Origin of the sequence: Bradyrhizobium sp. SZCCT0153, assembly GCF_018129995.1 — a bacterium.
GTDB lineage: Bacteria > Pseudomonadota > Alphaproteobacteria > Rhizobiales > Xanthobacteraceae > Bradyrhizobium > Bradyrhizobium japonicum_G.
Genome location: NZ_JAFCKS010000001.1, coordinates 769470 through 786392 on the forward strand (window position 1 = coordinate 769470; position 16923 = coordinate 786392).

Annotated in this window: 14 protein-coding genes and 1 tRNA gene; 8 read left to right on the forward strand and 7 right to left on the reverse strand. The window is 63.2% G+C overall.

The features are described 5' to 3' along the window. Positions 1 to 229: 229 nt before the first annotated feature. Together JQ572_RS03885 and JQ572_RS03890 are read right to left on the reverse strand one after the other, a co-directional pair. Positions 230 to 3778 (reverse strand): TM0106 family RecB-like putative nuclease, encoded by a 3549-nt coding sequence (locus JQ572_RS03885; protein ID WP_211381634.1) that lies wholly within the window; start codon positions 3776 to 3778, stop codon positions 230 to 232. A gap of 414 nt (positions 3779 to 4192) precedes the next feature. Further along, positions 4193 to 4606 (reverse strand): hypothetical protein, encoded by a 414-nt coding sequence (locus JQ572_RS03890; RefSeq protein WP_211381635.1) that lies wholly within the window; start codon positions 4604 to 4606, stop codon positions 4193 to 4195. A gap of 135 nt (positions 4607 to 4741) precedes the next feature. On the opposite strand from JQ572_RS03890, the gene JQ572_RS03895 reads away from it, so the two are divergent. Continuing rightward, positions 4742 to 4975, forward strand: coding sequence for a helix-turn-helix domain-containing protein (locus JQ572_RS03895; protein WP_211381636.1), 234 nt, complete (start codon positions 4742 to 4744; stop codon positions 4973 to 4975). A 1066-nt stretch (positions 4976 to 6041) separates the two neighbouring features. Here the strand turns inward: JQ572_RS03895 and JQ572_RS03900 are convergent. Further along, entirely contained in the window at positions 6042 to 7427 is a 1386-nt protein-coding gene (locus JQ572_RS03900) for a tyrosine-type recombinase/integrase (RefSeq protein ID WP_211381637.1), read from the reverse strand. A gap of 125 nt (positions 7428 to 7552) precedes the next feature. Here JQ572_RS03900 and JQ572_RS03905 point away from each other — a divergent pair. The 4 genes from JQ572_RS03905 to JQ572_RS03920 all read left to right on the forward strand — a co-directional run bounded on the left by JQ572_RS03905 (position 7553) and on the right by JQ572_RS03920 (position 11531). Then, positions 7553 to 7629 (forward strand) — tRNA-OTHER (locus JQ572_RS03905). A 284-nt stretch (positions 7630 to 7913) separates the two neighbouring features. Further along, positions 7914 to 8126, forward strand: a complete 213-nt coding sequence (locus JQ572_RS03910) for a hypothetical protein (protein ID WP_211381638.1) — start codon at positions 7914 to 7916, stop codon at positions 8124 to 8126. 984 nt (positions 8127 to 9110) lie between these two features. Further along, positions 9111 to 10601 carry an amidohydrolase family protein gene (locus JQ572_RS03915; RefSeq protein ID WP_211381639.1) on the forward strand — a complete coding sequence of 497 codons (1491 nt, stop codon included), beginning with the start codon at positions 9111 to 9113 and terminating at the stop codon, positions 10599 to 10601. 3 nt (positions 10602 to 10604) lie between these two features. Next, a complete protein-coding gene (locus JQ572_RS03920) occupies positions 10605 to 11531 on the forward strand; it encodes a CobW family GTP-binding protein (protein ID WP_211381640.1) in 927 nt (308 codons plus the stop codon). A 51-nt stretch (positions 11532 to 11582) separates the two neighbouring features. On the opposite strand, the gene JQ572_RS34980 is transcribed toward JQ572_RS03920, so the two are convergent. Next, a complete protein-coding gene (locus JQ572_RS34980; RefSeq protein ID WP_249128814.1) occupies positions 11583 to 11732 on the reverse strand; it encodes a GFA family protein in 150 nt (49 codons plus the stop codon). Between the two features lie 217 nt (positions 11733 to 11949). Next, the gene (locus JQ572_RS03930) at positions 11950 to 12327 is read right to left on the reverse strand and encodes a tautomerase family protein (protein WP_211381642.1); all 378 of its coding nucleotides are present in this window, start codon (positions 12325 to 12327) and stop codon (positions 11950 to 11952) included. A 178-nt stretch (positions 12328 to 12505) separates the two neighbouring features. On the opposite strand from JQ572_RS03930, the gene JQ572_RS03935 reads away from it, so the two are divergent. Then, the gene (locus JQ572_RS03935) at positions 12506 to 13105 is read left to right on the forward strand and encodes a TetR/AcrR family transcriptional regulator (RefSeq protein ID WP_211381643.1); all 600 of its coding nucleotides are present in this window, start codon (positions 12506 to 12508) and stop codon (positions 13103 to 13105) included. A gap of 42 nt (positions 13106 to 13147) precedes the next feature. Here the strand turns inward: JQ572_RS03935 and JQ572_RS03940 are convergent, their stop codons facing one another. Beyond that, positions 13148 to 13621 (reverse strand): hypothetical protein, encoded by a 474-nt coding sequence (locus tag JQ572_RS03940; RefSeq protein ID WP_211381644.1) that lies wholly within the window; start codon positions 13619 to 13621, stop codon positions 13148 to 13150. An 11-nt stretch (positions 13622 to 13632) separates the two neighbouring features. Beyond that, the gene (locus tag JQ572_RS03945; protein WP_211381645.1) at positions 13633 to 14133 is read right to left on the reverse strand and encodes a hypothetical protein; all 501 of its coding nucleotides are present in this window, start codon (positions 14131 to 14133) and stop codon (positions 13633 to 13635) included. Between the two features lie 293 nt (positions 14134 to 14426). Here JQ572_RS03945 and JQ572_RS03950 point away from each other — a divergent pair, with 293 nt between their 5' ends. Together JQ572_RS03950 and JQ572_RS03955 are read left to right on the forward strand one after the other, a co-directional pair. Continuing rightward, complete coding sequence (locus tag JQ572_RS03950; protein ID WP_211381646.1) at positions 14427 to 16109, forward strand: methyl-accepting chemotaxis protein; 1683 nt, start codon at positions 14427 to 14429, stop codon at positions 16107 to 16109. A gap of 12 nt (positions 16110 to 16121) precedes the next feature. After that, entirely contained in the window at positions 16122 to 16805 is a 684-nt protein-coding gene (locus JQ572_RS03955; protein WP_211381647.1) for an aspartate/glutamate racemase family protein, read from the forward strand. Positions 16806 to 16923: the final 118 nt, after the last annotated feature.

Genomic DNA, 16923 nt, shown 5'->3' on the forward strand with positions numbered 1-16923 from the left:
CTCGTTGCGTGAAGCGCATCGCACGTCGACTGCTCAGTCTCAAGCGGGCCGCTCGCGCCCTTGCATCGGCATCCCGTGGTGCTGCATGTGACTGGCTTCGGAAAAATAAGCGGGCAGGCCGTAGCAAGCCCCCTCCCGGGCGCGCTATAACGACCTCTAGTTGGACGTCGCGCCGCGTCCGAAAAGGGCCGTAGAATTTCGCTTTGTCTTTATGGTCCATGCCTTCGACTTACTTGCCTTGGAGGCGACGAATTGCGCAGACTTCAGGCAGCTGAACCTTCACTGCCATCTCCTCAAACCGGCAAAACCCACTCGCCCACCCCATCTGTTCCGGCGTGCGGCAATCAGGTTCGAAGAGACGTGGGTTCGCAACGAGAATCACTGCGCAGCACGCCCGGCTGGTGGCCACATTGAACCGATGCGGGTCATACAGGAACGCCATGCCGCGCGGCGCGTCTTCGGGCGAGGAACTGGCGCACGAGTAGATCACCACTGGTGCTTCCTGGCCCTGGAACTTGTCGACGGTGCCGACGCGGACCACGTTAACATCGGCCAGCGCACGCCTTAAAGCGCTCACCTGGGAATTGTAGGGAGCGACGACGAGGATGTCCTTCGGCTCCAACGGGCGGGTTTCTCCGTCGGTGTTTGTCCAGGTAATGCTGGGCTGTAGCAACGAACGCGCAATAGCGACGACAGCGTCCACCTCTTCAAGGGATTGGGCTTGGTTGCCTTGGTGGGTCACTTCGACGAGGAAGAGCCCAGCACCGACGAACGGTGTGGCACCGTCAATCCGCTGGCGCTCCAAGCCAAAATTCGACTGCAACCGCCCCTCATAGTAGGCTTCCGATGTGAACGCGCAAACGGTGGGATGCAGCCGATACGTCCGGTCGAGGAAGAGGCCTTGCTCAGCTCTCAACGTCGCCTGCGCCGGTCCGAGCAGGTGCACGAGTGCCGCAACGTCGGCTCCATCCTCGTGGGCGCCCCGCGTGGGCTGTTCAAGCTGCTGCGGGTCGCCGAGCAACACCAGGTTACGGGCCGCACGTGCGGCGGCCAGCGCTTGCGCTAGAGCCATCTGTCCAGCTTCGTCGATGACAAGCACATCAAGGCGACCGATAGCATCAGGATGGGCCCAGAGCCACGCGGTGCCACCGACGATGGTGCCCGGGGCAATGCGGTCGAGCGCCTCGCCTGGCGACTTGGCGAATTCAATGCCATCCACACCATCGTGCTCATCATCTTTGTGCACCAGGTGCAGATGTTGGGCGCGGCGGCTCGACGCATTGTCGGCCTTGCGCACGGCGACCAGCAGGTTGTCGATAACCTTATGGCTGACTGCCGTGATACCAATCTTCTTGCCTGCCGCCGCGAGCGCAAGGATGGCCTTTGCACCTAGCGTCGTCTTGCCGGCTCCGGGCGGCCCTTGTACAGGCAGCACGCCGCCGTCGAGTTCGCTAGATAGGCGCACTAGCGCTGGGCCGGTGTCTTCATCGGCTCGGCGCAACTCCTCGCCGGCGCCGGTGACGCGGCGCGGCGGACGTGCACGCAGAAGCTCACACGCAGCGGCGTAGGGGCTGTCATGGTCAAACCCGTTGTCGCGCACGTGTTCGGCGAAGGCGAGCAATGACTCTTCGAGAGGTTTGGCGCCGACCACGGGATCTTTGAAGACTGAGGCGGGAAGGGCATGCATAGCCTTCTCACTGATACTCAGCACGATGGTCCGGTCGTCGAGATCGAGCGCTTCGACTGCAGCCTTAACCGTACCCGGTTCCTGGCCTGCATCTGCGGGGACCGGCCACACGGCGGTGTCACCGACGTCGATAGCCGCTTCCTGGATCGGGAAACGGAATCGGCAGCGCGCGTTCCGCTCGCGTCCTTGCTTCGGAAGCCGTTCAACGAACTCAAGGCCGGCGAGGATCTGACGTTCGTCGAGGTGCTCGTCGTTCGGCAGATCGCGAAGGCGGAAAAACTCCCACCAGGCGTTCTTTTCCTCCTGCCGGTAGTAACCGAGCATTGCAGCGAGCAGCAAGCGCGCACTTTCGTCCGCCGTCCGCGCCTCGGGGTCCGCAGGCAGGCCTCGCCGCAACGCTTCCCGAAGCTCCTCGATTCGCTGATCGCGGGCGCTGACCTTCTCACTTGGAGCTAAGATGCCGGGCACCGGTCGGACGATGCTTTGGCCGCGCGCGAGGAAATCGTCGCGCTGGTGCTCGAGCCAGCCGCGTAGGGATTCAGTGGAGAGGCAGTCGTCGCCGTTGTACGCGGCGACACGCTCACGGATCTCTTCGGCAATGCCGTCAGTGTCACCCAGTTCGAGTGCCAGTTCGAGGTCGCGCCGCGCAAGGCTGGCGTCGCGCAAGTCCAGCCGGCGCTGGAAGCCATGCAAAGCTTCTAGCTCCTTCAGGCCATAACGCTCCACGCCGATGCGAAAGCCCTCGCGTACGGTGGCATGCAGGTCCACGAAACGCCGACCGCGCAGCAGTTGATCCAGCTCAGATCCGCGCGTGGCATGGCGGGCTGACAGCCGTTTGAGAGCGGAGGGCTCGTAGGCGCCGTAGTGGTAGACATGGGCGCCGGGATACTTCTGAACGCGAGCCAGCGCAAAGTCGATGAAGGCCTCCAAGGCGGCCTTCTCTTCACCAGCATGCAGCGCCCAACGCTGGTTGAACTCGATTTCTCCGTTCTCGTTCTTGATGCTCACGCCGGTAAGGTATTCCAGTCCGTGCGGGGCAACGAATGGGTCGCCCTCGAAGTCGAGGAAGATGTCGCCTACCGAAGGCTCCGGCAACCGTGCGAGCCCGCGGCCTGGTTCAAGCGCAAGTGCCTCGGTCTGCGGCATGTCGGCACCACGGCTGACCACTTGCAGCCGCGCCTGCTGTCCAAGCCGCCTGTAGGTGTCTTCAGCGCCTCGTATAGGCTTGTCGGGGAGTCTGCCTTCGCGTTGGGCGATGGTCGCAACCGAAGGAAGTCCTTGCCGCTCGAACTCACGCACTTGAGCGCTGCTGATGGCGGCGATCAGCGAAGGGTGATCGTCAACCCGCCTCTGCCGGTCGCAATGGCGCCAGTAGATGCAGATGTCGCAGTGCGCCACGGGATGCGGATAGGTGCTCGGTGGCGGCGTCGCCGTTACCGCGGCCAGCAAGCGGGCACGTACGAGCCGGTAGTAGGCAGCGAACTTCGCGGTGCGATAGGTTTCCTGTTCGATCGGCGTGACAACGTGGATGTAATCAGGCGCCACGCCCTGCATTGGCTTCAGCAATTCGGCATAGGTGCAGAGTTGGAGGATCGTGCCCGGCTTGGTCTCAAGCGAGAGCTTGGTGTCAGCAGGCTCGTAGACGTAGCCAGGCAACGACGAGGTCGTGCTATCGACGCGCAGCAACAAGTCGGCGATGCCGCTGAACACCTCGTTGCTCAATGTTGCCTGCACGATAGCGTCGAAGCCGTCCTCCATCGCTCGGCGGGTCGCCGCAGGATCGCGCTGGTCGCGTAAGTCGCAGATCGAGCGGCCCGCACTACGCAGCTTCTCAACGTAAGCCGTTTCGTGCTGGCGGCCACGCTCGCGCAACGCCTCAAGCCGTGGGTCGGGGCTGAACTCGATCTGTAGCAGCCCCTCGCGCCGCTGGCGCTCGAGTTGCGTAAGGTGAGGACAAGCCAGATGGGCCGCAAGCTGTGTCGGAGTGAGGTGCCCAGATAGACCTAAGGTCGACTTATCGTGGGCGGCGACGTCGCCGTTTAGCGACTCTTGTCCCAGCGCTGCCCCCTGGGCATCCCGCGTCTCTGCCATAGCTCCCCCGGTGGTTCACGGCATCCTCCAATGTTGGTCTACCTTATCGCGAGCTTGCGTCTGTGGAACCCCGGTAGTTGTAGGGTAGCATAGAAATTTTTCCGCTGCAGCAGGCGCCTCGGGCGGATCAGACGTCACCTCGAGCCACTTAGGCCTCTTAGGATTGCTATCCTCGGATGGCAGCAACCAAGTCTGCGGTCTGGCACCTGAGCAATCCGACTTCTGCAATGCCTTTGAAAGCGGACGTTGGTAGGTCTGTTAGATGCGTACACTTACAACAAGATGGAGCTGGGCCTGCGGCGCGGTCGCTAGTCGCTTGATCAGAGCCTCGGCTTGCTGGCAGCTAATGTTCTATGAGCTGCAATATACGCTCGTCGATTTAACTAGGTTGGCGAGGGAGCGTCACCTCGGATCTTAAGCATGATGATCGGACAGGTGCTCTATTGCTTCTTGCACGAGGGCGACCGAACGTTGAAGCCGTTCCAAAAGAGACTTCAAATCAGCGGAGGTGATCTCCTCCAAGCGCAGATTATTGACCGCAACACACTGAGCGATAAGTTGGTCAATCGATCCGGCGATTGACGGCAAGCCGTTGCTCATGTCTTCGCAAGCAACTCCGCATACGCTGAAGCGCATGTGCCCATCCGGCGCTACCGTGGCGAAGAGCTTTGCATCTCTTAGGACCGTCGTCTCGACGATCGAGGCCGGAAGTTCCAGCGCACAAACCACGTTTCCACTTTCACTGAAGCGATAACCAGCTCGGTACCACATCGGGCCCGACGGTCCTCCGCCTTCAACTGCCAAGAATGCTTCAAGCGTATCGGCCATCTCTCGTCGTTGCTTTCCGTCGGATGCACGGGACGGGCAATCCCAGGCTAGGTGGTCGCAGGCAGAAATCTGAGCGACCAAATTACATACTATAGTTGGTAAACTTAAATTGTGTAATCGATTTTGTTTCCGCGCATGGATATGCGCCGGCTGGTTGGCCAAAATGTCAAAAGAGTTCGCCTTGAGAAGAAGCTCACTCAGGAGCAATTCAGCGACATGTCAGGCTTTAGCCAGCAATACATCAGTGGGCTCGAGTCTGGGCACCGCAATCCGACGGTTGTGACCTTGTATGAGATTGCAAAAGCGTTAGGGGTTAGTCCCTTGGATCTATTGGAGCCGCCATCGTCCCGACAGAAGCGTAGCAGTTGAAGTGGTTTGTCTAGAATTGGGACTCGGTCGAACTTTAGAAGCTTCGAAGAGCGTAGTTGCGCACCATACGTGTGCTCACGCGACGTGGATTTCGCCGGATAGCAGCTCACGTTTTGTTGTACCGCTTCCTCACATGCGTTCTGATTTGCCCGAGCTTGATCTGCATGAGGTGGTGTGGATTGAAATGGCGGTAGCTGATCCGCACGATTTTCGGATCTGTTGAAGTTTCTTCGTTGTTGCGCTTTATGTGGAGCCAACGCGAACTTGCCGAGAACGACACATGATACTCGAAGCGACTTCTCTCGGTTCAATAAATCCCGTTACTTCTCTGCTGATCGTTGCTGGCGTTTGCGGACGAGTGGCGCAATTGCAAAGAAGTCGAGTCGTTGTTGGCATCTCCGAGAGGTCATTGTGGGGAAGGGCTGCGCCCCGCGGGACTCAGATGTTCATCTTGGCGCTATTCGTTTCGCCCGGGCAAATGATGCTCCGATGCGCTTCCCTCGAAGGGGCCAAGCTATGACGGGCAAGCTTTCAGAGCATAGCGGGCGAAGACAGTCGGGATGCACTCCGTCAACAGGGCGCGAACTGAAAAGGCTTCCTTTTGCTCAGCGACTCAGCTGCACGATCGACGAGGCCTGCGAGGCCACTGGCCTGGGCGCACAAAGCTTTACGAGCTGATCGGAGCTGGCCGACTTATGACTACAACGGTTGGACGTCGGCGTTTGGTGATGGTGCAATCACTCTTTGCACTTCTAGGCACGACTAGGCCGTCGTGACCGACCGCCACCCTGGTCTTCTTCGGGCTCCGATCTTGGTGGTAAGCCCTCGAGAGGGCTCTCCGCGCACTACGCTCCTTCACTCGCGCCCTTGCCAAAATCCAATGGTATGGGTGTCGGCCAGAATTCCCGTGTCTCTAGATTCGTAAGACCGCGAACGGGTCCCTTCGCCTCTTGTGGCATCTGCAACGACGTGGGCTACGTTGGGAGGGGCGTCAACAATTCGGGCGCAAGTCGCGACTGGCATCATCGCGGTCCGTCCCGCGTTGCTGGCTCAAACGCCGGAACTTTCATGCCCGTTTCCCCATAGACACCACATTTCCGCCGCTCCTAGGTACCAGCGGCACGACCGCCGCCCTGGCGAGATCTTCCAGAGCTGTAGCAATGTATTTCGCATAGTGTCGCTCGATCATTTTGACGGAGGTGTTGTGCAGTTTGGCGACGTGCTGGATCGGTAGACCCTTTCGGAGGCCGCGCACAATGCTTGAGTGCCGTAAAGCATAGGGAATCAGGTCAGGCGTAGCGGTGCGTTCGCGAATGGCGCTCCATGGGCGTGTCAGCTCAGCTCTTTTCCATGGGCCGCGTTCGGACCTTTTCCACTCGATGCCGTTCGGCCCCTGTTCGTGGATCCAGCGTTCGAATAGCGTCGCATCGCTCGGCCGTCCGACGGTCGCGGGCAAAAGCGCCTCAATGACATCGTCACCTACGGGCACGGGGACTGAGCCGCCGTTGCCGCCGCGCCCCTTGTACGAACCGGGCACCATTAGACGCCGCTCCGAGGCCTGAAGGTCGCCCACGCGCATACGCCTAACCTGGGCATACCGCGCGCCGGTCGCCGCTAGACAAACGACGACTTGATACAGATCGCCGTCGAATCCCTGCTTCCTGTCAACTTCCAACGCTGCCTGAAGTATTTCGGCGACCTGCTGATCGGTGAGGATCTGGTTGTCGCGAGCAACCGATGTCTCATCATCGTCATCGATTCGCTCGGCCTTGAAGCCGGCTTTCACGTCGGCGAGGAACGTAGGATTTAGCTTCTTTCGATCCGCGGAAAGCCTGGGCCATGAAGCGTTGAGAGCGGCCTTAAGGTCATTCATAAGCCGCTGCTTTGTCGTGACTTTAAGTCCCTTCGGCAAGCCCTCACGCCACGTCAGCATATGATCTTCGTTCAACACATGCAGATGCACTGCCGCTAGAGGTGCAGCTTCGATGGCTCGCTGATTGCCGCGCTTGTCTTGGCCAAGAACGTAGCGTCGCAGTCTGTTGGCGGCATCGGACCGTACGTCACGACCTGTTCGTCGCCATTCTCGAGCGTCGCGCTCCTCGATGTAGGCCTCAACGGCCGATCGCACGGTAGGGGCAGGCCCGGCTGCCTGTGCCGCGGCTTCTACTCTCGCCCGAGCGACTGCGTCTCCGGCCGTCTTGTTTGCCTGCTGGAAGGTCAGAACGCCAACGGCCGGTTTGTCGTTGACGTCGTTGGCGGCGCCAATAGTGGTCTGCTTGTAGCTGGCGCCTTCATGATGGTTACGCCAACGGACTAACCAAACGCCGCTTTGTTTCCCTTTGCGATAGCCCAGGTGTGCTTCCGCATCGAGGCGGCGCCAATGCACGCCAGGCTCCAGTCTAGAGCGCGCCTTTGCCGTCGTAATTTGAGCCTCTATGAGCGCTTTCGACATTCATCTACCGCATCGCCACAGGACGGATAATCGTCGAATATCCGTCGAATATCCATCGTCGTGCAGAGGCGGACAATAATGAAATTAGATCGTCAAGTCATTGATTTTATTGAATGTAGGCGAACGGTGGCGAACTGGTTCAGGTGCTTTATTTAGCCCTCTCAAGGCTGAAACAGGGGTTCGATTCCCCTAGGGAGCGCCATCAGGCTCCATCGAGCGTTGATCTCTATCCTTTTGGCTGGTGCCAGACTCTCGCCGCAAAACGCGACCTCATCCTGAGGGCCCGCCGCAAGCGGGCGTCTCGAAGGATTGCCTCAGGCGAGTCTCCAGCCACGCCCTTCTTCATATGCTGTTTCACAGCCGGCGACAGGAACGACATTCTTCGCCTGTTGCGACCGAGGTGATCGTCGTCACAGCTCTCATCGGAGGTTTGCGCGCATCCTGTTCGTGATCGCGGATGGCCCGCGTCACCAACTGGAGACCAACATGAAACGTCCTGACGATATCGGCTTTGAAAGCCGCGAACTGTCCATCGACGAACTCGACGGCGTTGCTGCTGCCGGCCTGTTCAGCTGGATCAAGCACGAAGTGTCTTCGGCCGCGAAATGGATCGGTTCGGAGTTCGCCAAAGCCGAGAACGCCGTGAACTCCGCCCTCGGCGGCGGCCGCGTCACCATCACCATTCACCGGCAGAACTGAGCGAACGGCGTCTCCGACGCGCAACCTCCGGACCTTCGGGTCCGGAGGTTTTGAATGCCCGGCTGCACGTGAAGAATTTTCCGAAGCCGCAGCGCGGTGTCGGCTGTGACGGGCATTTCCTCGCGCTTAATGCGCTCGATCCGGGGTGCATGCCGGTGAGACAAAACACGGCAATTTGCTGTCAAGTAGCCGTCGCGAAAATATTCCACTTTACCGAAATTCGGATTTGTCGTATGTCTCGCTCATCCCAGCCCACAAAAGGGGCGGTCGTACGTCGTCACGAACGCGGGCTGGAATGCGGTGGACGCGGGCGGCGTTAAAGGCGGAGCGTAGCGTGCAGGGCGAGATGAATCTCGTGAGCACGGCACGAACCGCATCGACGGACGGCGCTCAAACCTCGCGAAGCCTCTGGCGAAGCAGGGCCATGTCCTGAAGCCTTAGGCGAAGCAGGAGGCCTGCGTACGGCGAAACCGTGTGGTCCTGGCCGTCGTTGCTACGGTCAAGCCTTTGCGAAGGCGTCATTGCGTCAACCGGCGCGGTGCCGTGCATTTCGCAAGGGTGAGGGAGGCCAGAACGAACTCGGCTCCCGGGAGAGCGCGGCATAGGCCGTCAAACCATCGCGCAGGGAAGGCCTGGTCTCGGCTGCCCTGTGTCTCCCCTGTGCATTGCGTGTGCATCTGTTCAGCATGGGGGTTTTGTGGGTGCCAGCCGGCGCCCGGTCTTCCCTGCGCCCTTTCTTCGCGAGGGGATGAAGCGAGAAAGCAAAGCTCGGGCAAAACTTGCCGCGAGGACGCGAGCGCATGTTTCCAACGATGTGCAAACCGACCTCCCGTGTGAGCATGCTGCATCGGCATCGGCGGCGGTGGTCGTTCCCTCCAAAATCTGCACTATGCGCGCCGGGACGGTGCGCGATGCGGCCGGCTCCCTCCAAAGCTGCTTCCGGGCCTTTGGAGGTTCTGGCTTTCTGCTTTTTGGAGTGACGACATGAGCGGTTTGGTGATCTCTGGCGGCCGGGTGGTGGATCCGGCGAGCGGAATGGACGCGGTTGGCGATGTGGCGGTGGTGGATGGCAGGATTGCCGCCGTCGGTGCCTCGCTTGGCGGCGCGGAGCGGGTGATCGACGCCACCGGCCTCGTGGTCGCGCCCGGCTTCATCGATCTGCACGCGCATGGCCAGTCGATCCCTGCCGACCGGATGCAGGCCTTCGACGGGGTGACGACGACGCTCGATCTCGAGGCCGGCGTGCTGCCGGTCGCGTCCTGGTATGAGCGCCAGGCCAGGAAGGGACGCGTGCTGAACTATGGCGCCTCCACCAACTGGGCCTTTGCGCGCATCGGCGCGATGACAGGTTCCAATGCGGAGAGCTCGCTGGAGGCGTTCGGCAACGCGATGCGCGATCGCCGTTGGATGGACAACGTTGCGAGCGATACGGAAGTGGCCGGCATTCTTGAGCGGCTCGGGCGCGGCCTGAGCGAGGGCGGCATCGGCATCGGCATCTTGAACGCCTACGCGCCGGGCGCCGGCGTGCAGGAGCTGACCGCGGTCTGCCAGCTCGCGGCCAAGCAGGACGTGCCGACCTTCACCCACGTCGCCTACATGTCGCGGGTCGATCCCGAGAGCGCGGCGGAAGCCTATATCCGCTTGATCGGCTATGCCGGCGCCACCGGCGCGCACATGCACATCTGCCATTTCAATTCGTCGAGCAAGACCGACATCGAGCGTTGCCGCGTGCTGGTCGAGAAGGCGCAGGCGCAAGGCCTGCCCATCACGGTCGAGGCCTATCCCTATGGCACCGGCTCGACCGTGCTGGCGGCGGCCTTCTTCAGCGACCCCGAATTCGTCGAGCGCAACGGCACCGGTTACGATTCGGTGCAGCGCGTGACCGACGGGCACCGCTTCCGCGATCGCGAGGAGCTGCTGAAGGCCCAGGCCGACGAGCCGTCATCGCTGGTGCTCTGGCACATCCTCGACACCGAGAACAATGCGCATCATCGCGACCTGCTCGACATGTCGGTGCTCTATCCCGGCGGCGCGATCGCGTCCGACGCGATGCCGTGGACGACGTCGGACGGCAAGACCTACACCGGCGATGCCTGGCCGCTGCCGGATGATGCCACCTCGCATCCGCGCTCGGCCGGCTGCTTCACGAAATTCATCCGCGAATGGGTGCGCGAGCGCAAGACAGTGTCGCTGCTCGAAGGCGTGCGCAAATGCGCGCTGATCCCCGCGGAGATACTGTCGCAGAGCACACCCGCGATGCGCGCCAAGGGGAAGCTCGCGAAGGACGCCGATGCCGACATCGTCGTGTTCGACTACGAGAAGCTCAGCGATCGCGCGACCTTCACGGCGATGAACCGCCCCTCCGAGGGCGTGCGGCATCTGATCGTCAGCGGCCAGCCGCTCATCACCGATGGCGTGCTGGACGTGGCGGCGCGCCCCGGCCGCCCCGTGCGCCGCCCCGTCGTCGAGGGCTGACCCATGCCGGTCCCCGTTCTCCTGGTCACGGGCTTTCTGGGGGCGGGCAAGACCACGGTCGTCAACCATCTGCTGGCGCACGCGGAGGGACGGCGGATCGCCGCAATCGTCAACGATTTTGGCGCGATCAACATCGATGCGGAGCTGATCGCGGGCGCCAGCGACGGCGTGGTCAGTCTCGCCAATGGCTGCATCTGCTGCTCGCTCGAAGGCGATCTCTTGCGCACGCTCTCGACGCTGCTGCGCCGCGATCCGAAGCCGGACTATATCGTTATCGAGACCAGCGGCGTCGCCGATCCCGCCGACATCGTCCGCAATCTGATGGATCCCGTGATCCTGCGCGAGGCGCCGCTGGAGACGGTGCTGTGCGTGATGGATGCAGCGACGCCGACGGCTGCCCTCGACGATGCGCTCCAGCGCTCGCAATTGCGAGTCGCCGATATCGTGGCATTGAGCAAGCTGGATCTGGCGGGCGGGGGTGCGGCTGGGCGGATGCGCGAGGCCATTCGCGCGCAGCGCGTCCCTGCCGTGGTGGTCGATGCGAAGCACGGCGAGATTCCGTCCGCGCTGCTGTTCCCCGCGATCGCCGATCGTACGCCCGCGTTACGCGAGCCGGGACCGCGGCGGCCGGCAGAGGAGCGCTTCGAGACATTGAGCTGGACCTCGGACCAGCCGCTCTCGCTGCCTCGCCTGCAGCAGGCCATCGGCCGCCTTGCTCCAAAACTCGCCCGCGCAAAAGGCTTGCTTGAGACGGTCGAGCAGCCCGGACGCCAGATGGTGTTTCAATTCGCCGCCGGCCGCGCGACGCTCGCTCCGGGCGAGGCGCCGACGCCGGGCGTGCCGCGCGCGCGGATCGTCTTCATCGCCGAGCTTGGTGTGCTCCCGAAGGCGGAGCTCGACGAGATTATGGCGGCGTGCGTTGCGGAATGAGTAGCGCAGTTCACGCCATTGCCGATGTGCCCGGTCAAATCGCGCGACGCTTCAACCCTCGACCGGCAGCGCATCGCCGTGCACGTACCACTCCGCGCGCGAGGTCCACTGCACATGCCGGTCGGGTGTCGCACCAAGCGGCTCGTCGAACGCGCCGGCGTGGATGATCGCTTCGCGCCCGCTGCGGGTCAAATGCGGCATCGGGCTGCTGCAGATCTTGCAGAACGCGGTGGCAAAGCTTCGCGCGTTGGGTAGATCGAAGCGCGCGACGGATGGTTCCCCGCGCACTCCACAATTGCTCGACCGACATGGTCATGCCGTTCAGGTCCCGGGTTCGGCTCGGCGGAGGTCTACTCCGCGGCCTATCAGACCCTGCCGGCCGGCAATTCTCAAGAGGATGTTCGGAGGCCCGGCAAACTCACGCAAATTGCGCGAGGCCGTGGCCGACGGACCAGTTCTCCGCCGGCGCGTCGAGCACGTTCACGAACACGTCCTCGGGCCGGATGCCCGGGCTCTCGCCGAGCAGCTCGGCGATCCGCCGGTACAGGGCCTTCTTCTGCTCGGCGGTGCGTGTGGCGAACACGGTGATCTGGATCAGCACGGCGTCGTCGCTGCGCTCGACGCCGTAGGCGTTGCCGCAGCGAAAGTTTGCCGGCGCAAGCTCGCTGATGGTCATGAACTCGTCGCCTTCGGGCACATTCAGCGCCTCGCGCATGGCGCGATAGAGACCGTCGAGGATCGCCTGCCGGTAGGCGTCCGGTTTCCCCGCGCGCATCGAGATGTGGAGGAGAGGCATGAGCTGATCCCTTTGCATGCGGGCCCGACCGGCCGCATGGTCCGTGCCGGCGGTTCGGCCCATCGACAAAACGGGCTATCAATCCCGATCTATTTTTGACACGATGTCCAGAAACCATATTTTTGACATCGTGTCAATTATGGTGAAAGCCCGGCATTGCCGGACAGTGGAGCAAACGTTGAGGCCGCGCGAATTCGACCACGACGATGTCCTGCGCATCGCGTTCGACCAGTTCTGGCGCAAGGGCGTGCGCGGCACGTCGCTGTCGGACATCGCCCGCGACGCCGGTGTTCAGCGCGGCAGCCTTTACAATGCCTTCGGCAGCAAGGAGGCGCTGTTCCTCCAGGCCTATGAACGCTATGCCGGCGAATATCTCCTGGCTCTGCAAAAGGCGCTAGGCGCGGGCTCGTTGCGAAGGCGCCTCGCCGCGTTCTTCGACCTCACCATCACGAACTTCCGCTCGGGCTCGCCGCCGCGGGGGTGTCCGACCACGCGCGGCTTGATGGAGCTCGGCGCGGTCGAAGGCGAGGGGCTCGACGAGGACGCGCGCGAGGCTTTCGCCAGCCTGATCTCGCGCATTACCACCCTGGTTCAGGACGCGTTGTCGGCGGGCGCCGTGCGCGGCGAGTTCAGCGGCAATCCCGCGGCCGCAGCGCTGCACATCATCACCGTGACGCGCGGTCTCGCCGTGATCGAACGTGCCTTCGGCGACGAAGCCCAGCTGCGCAAGATCGCCGCCCACACGATCGACCTGATGCTCGACAAGAAGGCCCGCTAGGTCGCAAGACGGATCTGGATGCGAGTAGAACCCATCGAAGCTTCAGCAGCAGGCAAGCGCGTCGAAGGCCCGCGTCGTTGCCATCTCGTTCTCGTTGCCGACGAACTGGCAGACCACGGACTTGAGCTCGCCAGGCTGCCTGCTGCGCGCGACCGCCAACAGCCGCATCAACTCCGCCTCGTCCTTCGACAGGCGCCGGCACGACGGCGGCATGAAGCACAGCTCGCACGGCCGGCCGCTGCGCAGGATTCGTACCAGCGCGGCAGCCCGCGCCACCAGCAGCGGGCTGTCGGCGATATCAGGCGCCTCGTCGGCGAAGCGATAGGCAGCCTCCCAGCAGTCGGAAGCGCCGGTCGCATAGGCCGCGCCGATGAACCGGAGCAGCGACAGCGCGATGCGGCAAAAATCATCGTAGTTCTCGACGCATGGACGCGACGACAGTGCGGTCTGGAGCGGACAGTGCCGCGGCTGGCCGGCTTCCGTGACAGGCACAAGGCCGCATGCATCCTGCATCATGAACGCCCTTGTCAGTGCAACGTGGGGCTGCCGACCAGCCAGTTCTTCATCGCCATCGTCCGCTCATGATCGAAAGACGGAACGTGCCGGTCGGGAAGGATGAGACCCGCCATGCGGAAGATCGTTGCAAGCCCGCGCACAGGCGCGAGAGCCCAGTCGGCGCCGACCGGCGGCAGCCAGGACTCGAACTGCTCGCGCGCGACGTCGACACGCTGCTGCTGTGCCGCGGCGATCGCCCGCAACAGTCCGTGCTCGCTGTCGGACATGCGCGGACAAGTCGGGCAATGCACCTCGATGGCCGTATGCGCCGTGCAGGCAAAGATCTCGATGATCGATTCCAGCGAGGGCACGGCATCGCCCACGCGAAAGTGGTCGTACACTTGCTGGATGTCGGTCGCGGTCGGAACGGCGCTTCCGCCGCGGGCCTTGGCCCGAAATCCCCAGATGAAGAGCCGCTCCGCCGCGCCGAGCGCGGGAAGGTCGAGGGACCCTGTCGATGTCGATTGATGCATTGAGCCTCTGGCCTCCGGCTGCGCTCACGCCACAGCTGGCGCTGATGATCTGCGCCGATCGTTCCGCCAGAGCCTCCTGCAAGTCAACGCCCGGAGGGGCGATATCGAGCTCTTCTAGTTTTGAAGAACTCGCATCTCGGATGCATCCGGCTTCGCGAGCCTATGGCGCCGTGCGCAGTAGGACGGCAGCATCCCCGCCGCAATTTGCGGAGGCCGGGAACCCGAATGCTTAAAGCTTTGCTAAGGGGCGTGGGATAAACTTGCATATCACCCTTCCAATTCTGCGAGCATCGATGTTTTTCTCCCGCATCAGTTTCAAGCTGGTCCTGATCGTCGGCATCAGCCTCCTTGGCATGGTCGCGCTCGCGCCGATCGCGCTCTCGACCCTGCGCGCACAGATGATCGCCGACCGCCAGGCCAAGACCCAGCATATGGTCGATGTCGGCTACGGCATCCTGGCGCATTACCAGAAGCTCGAGAGCGAGGGCAAACTCCCGCGCGAGAAGGCCCAGGCCGCCGCCATCGCGGAGATCAAAAGCCTGCGCTACGACAAGGTCGAGTATTTCTGGCTCAACGACATGGCCGCGAAGATGATCATGCACCCAATCAAGCCCGAGCTTGACGGCAAGGATCTCTCGGACATGAAGGACCCGACGGGCAACCGGCTGTTCTCGGGCTTCGTTGACGTCGTCAACAAGCAGGGTGCGGGCTTCTACAGCTACCTCTGGCCGAAGCCCGGCTTCGACCAGCCGGTCGGGAAAATCTCCTATGTGAAGGGCTTTGCGCCCTGGGGCTGGATCATCGGCACCGGCATCTATCTCGACGACGTCGATGCCGTCTTCCGTCAGGATGCGATGACTTTCGCACTGGTGTGCCTCGTGGTGTTGGCGCTCGTGCTCGGCGCCTCCTTCGTGATCGGCCGCAGCGTCACCCGGCCGCTGGCCAGGATCACCGCGCTGACCGAGCGCCTCGCCGCGGGCGACGGCGCGTTCGAAGTGCCCTACACCGGCCGCGGCGACGAGGTCGGCGGGCTCGCCAAGGCGCTCGCCGTGTTCAAGGACAATGCGACGGCGGTGGGGCGGATGCATGCCGAGCAGCAGGAACTGAAGCAGAGGGCCGACGAGGAGAAGCGCAAGGCCATGACCGACCTTGCCGGCAAGTTCGAGGCGAGCGTTCAGGCCGTCGTCCGCGAGGTCTTCAACGAAGCGCGCGCAATGCAGCAGGCCGCGCAGGGCATGTCGGAGACCGCGAACAAGGCGACCGATCGCGCGAGCATCGTCGCCACCGCCTGCCAGCAGGCCTCGAGCAACGTGCAGACGGTGGCCTCCGCCGCGGGGCAGCTGTCGTCCTCGATCACCGAGATCAGCCAGCGCGTCGCACAGGCTGCGAGCGTGGCCGACAAGGCCGCCGCCGACGGTCAGCGCACCAATGATACCGTGCAGGGGCTGGCCGCGGCCGCGCACAAGATCGGCGAGGTCATCGACCTCATCAACCAGATCGCCTCGCAGACCAATCTGCTCGCGCTCAACGCCACCATCGAGGCGGCACGTGCGGGCGAGTCCGGCAGGGGATTTGCCGTGGTCGCGAGCGAGGTCAAGTCGCTGGCGAGCCAGACCGCAAAGGCGACCGACGAGATCGGTGCGCAGATCACCGCGATCCAGGCCGAAACCAATCAGGTTGTCGGCAACATCGAGAGCATTCGCAAGACCATCATGGAGGTCAACGAGATCTCCTCGTCGATCGCGGCCGCGGTCGAGGAGCAGGGCGCCGCGACGCAGGCGATCGCCCATAGCGTGCAGGAGGCGGCCGCCGGCACCGATCAGGTCTCGCAGAACATCTCGGGCGTCACCGACGCCACTGCGGAAACCGGCCAGGTCGCCGGCCTCGTTCTGCAGTCCAGCGGCCGGCTGTCGCAGAAGCTGCAATCGCTGGAAAACGAGGTCAGCACCTTCGTTGCGGGAGTGCGGGCGGCCTAGTATAGCAGGGGGATGGGCCAACACCTCCGTGGACGCGCGCGCATCCTACTAATCAATCCGAACAGCACCGAGGCGACCACAGCGATGATGGTCGCCATTGCGACGTCCGCCGCCGCGGACGGTTTCGACGTCGTCGGCGCCACGGCAACGCGGGCGTCGTCGATGATCGTGACGCCGGATGCGCTGGACGCGGCTGCGCCTGAAGTCTTGGAGATCGCGCAGGCACATCGGCACGCATGCGACGGCATCATCGTCGCGGCGTTCGGCGATCCCGGCCTGGCCGGGATCAAGGCCAGCGTGAAGCTGCCGGCGGTCGGCATCGGCGAGTCCTCGATGCTGGCAGCCGCCGAGAACGGCCGCCGCTTCGGTGTGGCGACCACGACGCCAATGCTCAGGGCGAAGATCGACGCCTTGCCGGACGCGCTGGGATTGCAAGCGCGCTACACCGGCGCCCGTTTCGCCGACGGCGATCCGCAAGAGCTGATGCGCGATCCGGCGCGGCTACGCGCAGCCCTTGCCGGCGCGGTCGAGGCCTGCATCGCCCTCGATGGTGCCGGGGCGGTCGTCATCGGCGGCGGGCCGCTGGGCGAAGCCGCGCGCCAGCTTCAGCCGATGTTCAATGTCCCCGTCGTCGCGCCGATCCCGTGTGCCGTGGCGCGGATTATTCGCCTCATCACCTCGCGCGCGGCCGATTGATATTCCGGCCGACGGGAGCGGTCATCGTGGCCGGCGTTCTTGCCCTTGACGGCCTCGGCTAAAGTGACGAAGCAGAACTATCGGGCCTGTCGACCCGCGCCCCGGCTCGCGGGCATGG